The 4,056-nt window shown below is 55.8% G+C and carries 4 protein-coding genes and 1 pseudogene; 1 reads left to right on the top strand and 4 read right to left on the bottom strand.

Annotated elements, in window-relative coordinates:
- Together ACOI8A_RS28215 and ACOI8A_RS28210 are read right to left on the bottom strand one after the other, a co-directional pair.
- Positions 1 to 297 (bottom strand): annotated as a pseudogene (locus tag ACOI8A_RS28215) (hypothetical protein); the annotation flags it as partial.
- Positions 298 to 368: 71 nt separating this feature from the next.
- A complete protein-coding gene (locus tag ACOI8A_RS28210; protein ID WP_420651423.1) occupies positions 369 to 611 on the bottom strand; it encodes a hypothetical protein in 243 nt (80 codons plus the stop codon).
- An 834-nt stretch (positions 612 to 1,445) separates the two neighbouring features.
- Here ACOI8A_RS28210 and ACOI8A_RS28205 point away from each other — a divergent pair.
- Positions 1,446 to 1,994 (top strand): hypothetical protein, encoded by a 549-nt coding sequence (locus ACOI8A_RS28205; RefSeq protein ID WP_420657988.1) that lies wholly within the window; start codon positions 1,446 to 1,448, stop codon positions 1,992 to 1,994.
- 39 nt (positions 1,995 to 2,033) lie between these two features.
- Here ACOI8A_RS28205 and ACOI8A_RS28200 read toward each other — a convergent pair whose 3' ends face one another.
- Positions 2,034 to 2,981 carry an AraC family transcriptional regulator ligand-binding domain-containing protein gene (locus tag ACOI8A_RS28200; RefSeq protein WP_420657986.1) on the bottom strand — a complete coding sequence of 316 codons (948 nt, stop codon included), beginning with the start codon at positions 2,979 to 2,981 and terminating at the stop codon, positions 2,034 to 2,036.
- A 54-nt stretch (positions 2,982 to 3,035) separates the two neighbouring features.
- Entirely contained in the window at positions 3,036 to 3,872 is an 837-nt protein-coding gene (locus tag ACOI8A_RS28195) for an oxidoreductase (RefSeq protein WP_420657984.1), read from the bottom strand.
- Positions 3,873 to 4,056: the final 184 nt, after the last annotated feature.

Here is a 4,056-nt window from a genome sequence, read left to right as displayed (position 1 = left end):
GCCGGAATCGTCCGAGGCAGCCATTAGTGAAAACAATTCAGCCGCAGAGATAGCAAAAACATCAACCCCTCTAAACGTGAAGTTGAGCTGAGAGTTTCCGGAGACGCCTATGAACTGGACTTCATCGCCAGGGCCGTACTCAAGCTGGATGGAAGCTTCGCAGAAATAATCTACGCGGCCATCGGATCGTTCAAGCGGGAGTCCATTCACAGACATTGCTTCCCTTGCTGCTGCGCGTGAAGCGCCAAGCCGCGCGGGGCCGATTGCTACCAGCGGCAAAATTTCAAAAACAGGCATTCACAATGCTTCCTGAAAATGAACAAACTAATCATTGAGAGCGAGTATCTGAGAATGGTCGCCAAGACGATCTACGCGGCAAAAGTAAGCACTCTTACCTCTGGAGTATCCGCTATGAACGCAATGACTTGCTCTTGCGGATGCGGGGAAAGCTCTGGGTATTCATCTGCAAGGTATTCGATGACCGTCTCTTCTTCCCAAGGGCCGAGCGAAGTCATGTACTCAGGGTATTGATCTTGAATTTCTATCCATGATTGGTAAGGATGCTTGGAGAGCAGCATGCCTGTTCGGGTGTAGATAATATGAATGTGCACGAATCTGTTCCGTAAGTTGACGTCTAGGACACAGCCAAGCGAGTGTAAATCCTTTTCAAGGTTACCTTCTGCCGGCAGCTTCTGGCTGATGAAAAGTAGTGGGCTGTACGTCCGCTCTTGACCGATTGCTGCCTGTCGTGATGGGCAACAATCGACCCTTGCGGACATTGTCACTGCACCCAGTGTCTAGTAAAAAGGTCATCTCCAGTTCCAGGTACTGAAACGAATTTATGATTACTGGCTATGGTCAACGCGTTTGCAATCGATGTGGCGAATCAATTACTGCTTACTGTCCGGCAATCGAAACGCTAGCGATCATCGGGGTTTTCCACGAGAAGGGTGATCAGGCAGTAGTAGATGAGATAGTCCGCCGAGAAAATATTGAACCGGAAGTTGTCTGGGAGTATTTCCGCCATCGGATGAGGCCTCTGTGCGAGCAAAAGCTTGCCCACTGCTCATTCTGCGGAGGGCAGTTGAGAACTTGGCGTGCGCGTCAATGCATGCACTGTTTTAGAGACTGGCACTGACGCACAGCGATTATCGAGCTGAGTTTTCAGATACTGAACCGCATTCTGACGATTTCTGACAGACCGCTTTTGTCCGTTAGCGGCCACTTGCGAACGTCCGTTTTTGGCCGAATGCTGCCTCTCAAAACAGGCAGCATTCGGCTGAGGTAATCCAGCTTATATGGCGCCGTACTTTTGGCTAACCTCAGCCGGCTCTCACGTCTTCACCTCAACATTATCCAATGCCTGATTCACCGCCAATTCCCCTAACATCACCACCTGCGCAATGCCAAGAGCAGACATTGATGAAAATACAGGTCCCCATCGTATGCCGACATCCCATCTGAACCCGTTAAGAGAAATCATCAATCAATGCCAAACGTCCCAACCCCCGTCTCCCTGGGAGCTCGCCGGGGAGTACACCGTTGCCGGTTTGTATGATGTTGGCTTTGATCGTGACTCGGAGTTGTTACTTGTATCTTCCAGTTCAGGACTAGGTCTATTCGATTGTGAGACCGGAGAAAAAATTGCCCGAGACGCTTCTGATCGAGCACTCACAGACCGCTTCCTCGAATGCAAGGGCATCGGCGCGCTTGAAAACAAGACCATCCGCATGGCTGGCATTTATGGCGGCAGTCTACCCTCTACTACACCCGATGGTTGGTCGACTGAGACCGTGACTTTGAAATGGCCTGAGCATCACTTGCTGTTGTTCAAGCCGGGTTCCTGGCTTCATGGTGCCGAATGCAATCTACCATCGAGCTTTCACAAACTGGCGATCGAGTCCGAAGTGAGGGCATTCGGTTTTTCCTACTCAGGGCAGACATTGGTGATTGCGACCTCTGGAGATGTGGTGATTTACAGGCGTCACGGTTGAAGGGCGCGGCAAGGTTCCGTCACGATTGACTGAATGTCGTCAACTCGCCTTGCGATAGCGTATCGGACTGATGCCGGTCCAGGCAGTGAAAGCACGGACAAACGAGTTACCGTCTTGGAAACCCAAGAGAAAGGCGATTTCCCCCGACGACAAGGTCGAGTTGCTCAGATAATGCCGGGCCAGCTCGGCACGGGTGGCGCCAAGAATGCCTTGGAAGTTGGCGGCTTCGGCACTCAAAGCCCGCTGCAGACTGCGCTTGCTCATGGCCAGGTGACTGGCTACGGCCTCGATGGAACCCAGGCCGCTGGGTAGCATCTGCAGCAGTGCCACCCGCACACGCTCGGCGATGCCAGCCTCGGCATCCAGCATCGACAGACGCTGGCGCAGGTTGCTCGCAAAGAAGTCCCACATCTGCACATCCTCGGTTAAAAACGGCCGCACCGCATCTGCGGTGCAAAAGCGGATGCGATTGCTCGTGCCGGCGCTGACAGGCACACCGAAGAAGTCTTGATAGGCTTCGGCCTGCTGTGGCGGCTCCACCAGCGTCACCGCCAATGGCACGATCGCCTGGCGGGTAGCGAGCCGCGCCAGCTGGGTGAAGAACACCAGTTCCGTGGTACACAGCGCGCGCGGCAACGCACCGCTATAGCCGTAGCAGCTCAGTTCGACCGTGGTGGCGTCGGCAGTGACCTCCTGCAACAGGTGCATCGGCCCGATCAGGCGCTTGAACTCGCTCAGGCGCTGCAGGGCGACATTCAGATTGGGGCTGCACAGGCTGGCGAAAATCGGCGGATCAAAAACTTCCACCGAGAGTGCCTGGGCAATCGCCAGCGGCAGCTCCAGATCGCCTGCAGCTGTCTCCAGGCCACGCCACAAGGCAAAGTAATCGGCCGGTGTGAGGCTGGCGTCGGCGCGACTGAACAGATCGCCCGGCAAACCGGCCAGAGCCAGGACGTCGGCCGGCTGCAGCCCCAGATCGGTGATCAACAGTCTCCAGCCGCGGTGGACACTAAAACGACTCGCCTGCTTCACGGTGTACCCTTACTTCACGGTCGACAGCACCAGTTTGTCGAAAAGCCGGTCACCAAACCACTTGCGGATGAACAGCATCGGTCGTGCGTATTTGCCAGCGATATAGCGCGTTTTCGGGCGCCGTGCACGGACTGCCTGCAGGATCAGCGTGCTGATCACCTGCGGATCAGAACCACCGCCACTGGCATAGCTGCTCCGGGTGGCGGCGGCCACAGCCTGGGCCATGGGCGCGTAGGCGCCACTGCCGGAGCGCTGCAGCAGGGGCGTGACCATGACCTCACCAAACTCGGTGGAAATGACTCCTGGTTCGATGATCACCACGTCGATGCCAAAGGGCGCCAGTTCCAGACGCAAGCAGTCCGACCAACCCTCCAGGGCATGTTTGCTGGCGTGGTACCAACTACCCAGCGGTGTGTAGAGGCGGCCGCCCATCGACGAAATATTGATGATCCGCCCGCCACGCCGCTCGCGCATCGCCGGTAACAGCAGTTGAGTCAGGCGCGCCAGACCGAACAGATTGACCTCGAACTGATAGCGCGCCTCATCGATGTCAGTATCTTCCATGGCACCATACAGACCGAAGCCGGCATTGTTGATCAATACATCGACTGCGCCATGCCAGCCCTGAATGCGCTCGACAGCCGCCCGTACTTGCTCATCGCAGGTGATGTCCATCTGCAATGTATGTACGCCCAGCTGTCGCAAATCGTCCATCTGTTCCAGACGACGAGCGACGGCATAGACCACCAGGCCCTCATCGTGCAATGCCTTGGCGAAAGCCTTGCCCATACCTGAAGAGGCACCGGTAACCAGGGCCACTCGTGTGGGTGAATTGTGCGCGGTCATCTGCTTTCTCCTCGATTGGAATGCATCCGATGCTACGCAGCCATACTCCGGGAGTAACTCGCAGATCACGCCAATTTCAATGCCGATGGTGCCGGATGCCGGCACAGCGCTCCGTGCCCTCATTTTGTATGCGTTTCGACCATGTATGATGGGATAGAAGCAACTCTGAATGAACGGCTGCTTT

Origin of the sequence: Pseudomonas sp. P4795 (assembly GCF_048822895.1) — a bacterium.
In the GTDB taxonomy this organism is placed as follows: domain Bacteria; phylum Pseudomonadota; class Gammaproteobacteria; order Pseudomonadales; family Pseudomonadaceae; genus Aquipseudomonas.
The sequence above is the reverse complement of the archived record's forward strand: the minus strand, read 5'-3'. Positions and strand labels throughout refer to the sequence as shown.

Excerpts from the sequence above, each read along its gene's own strand:
- ACOI8A_RS28205 (WP_420657988.1), top strand. The coding sequence starts at position 1,446 with ATGCCGACATCCCATCTGAACCCGTTAAGAGAAATCATCAATCAATGC.
- ACOI8A_RS28195 (WP_420657984.1), bottom strand. The coding sequence starts at position 3,872 with ATGACCGCGCACAATTCACCCACACGAGTGGCCCTGGTTACCGGTGCC.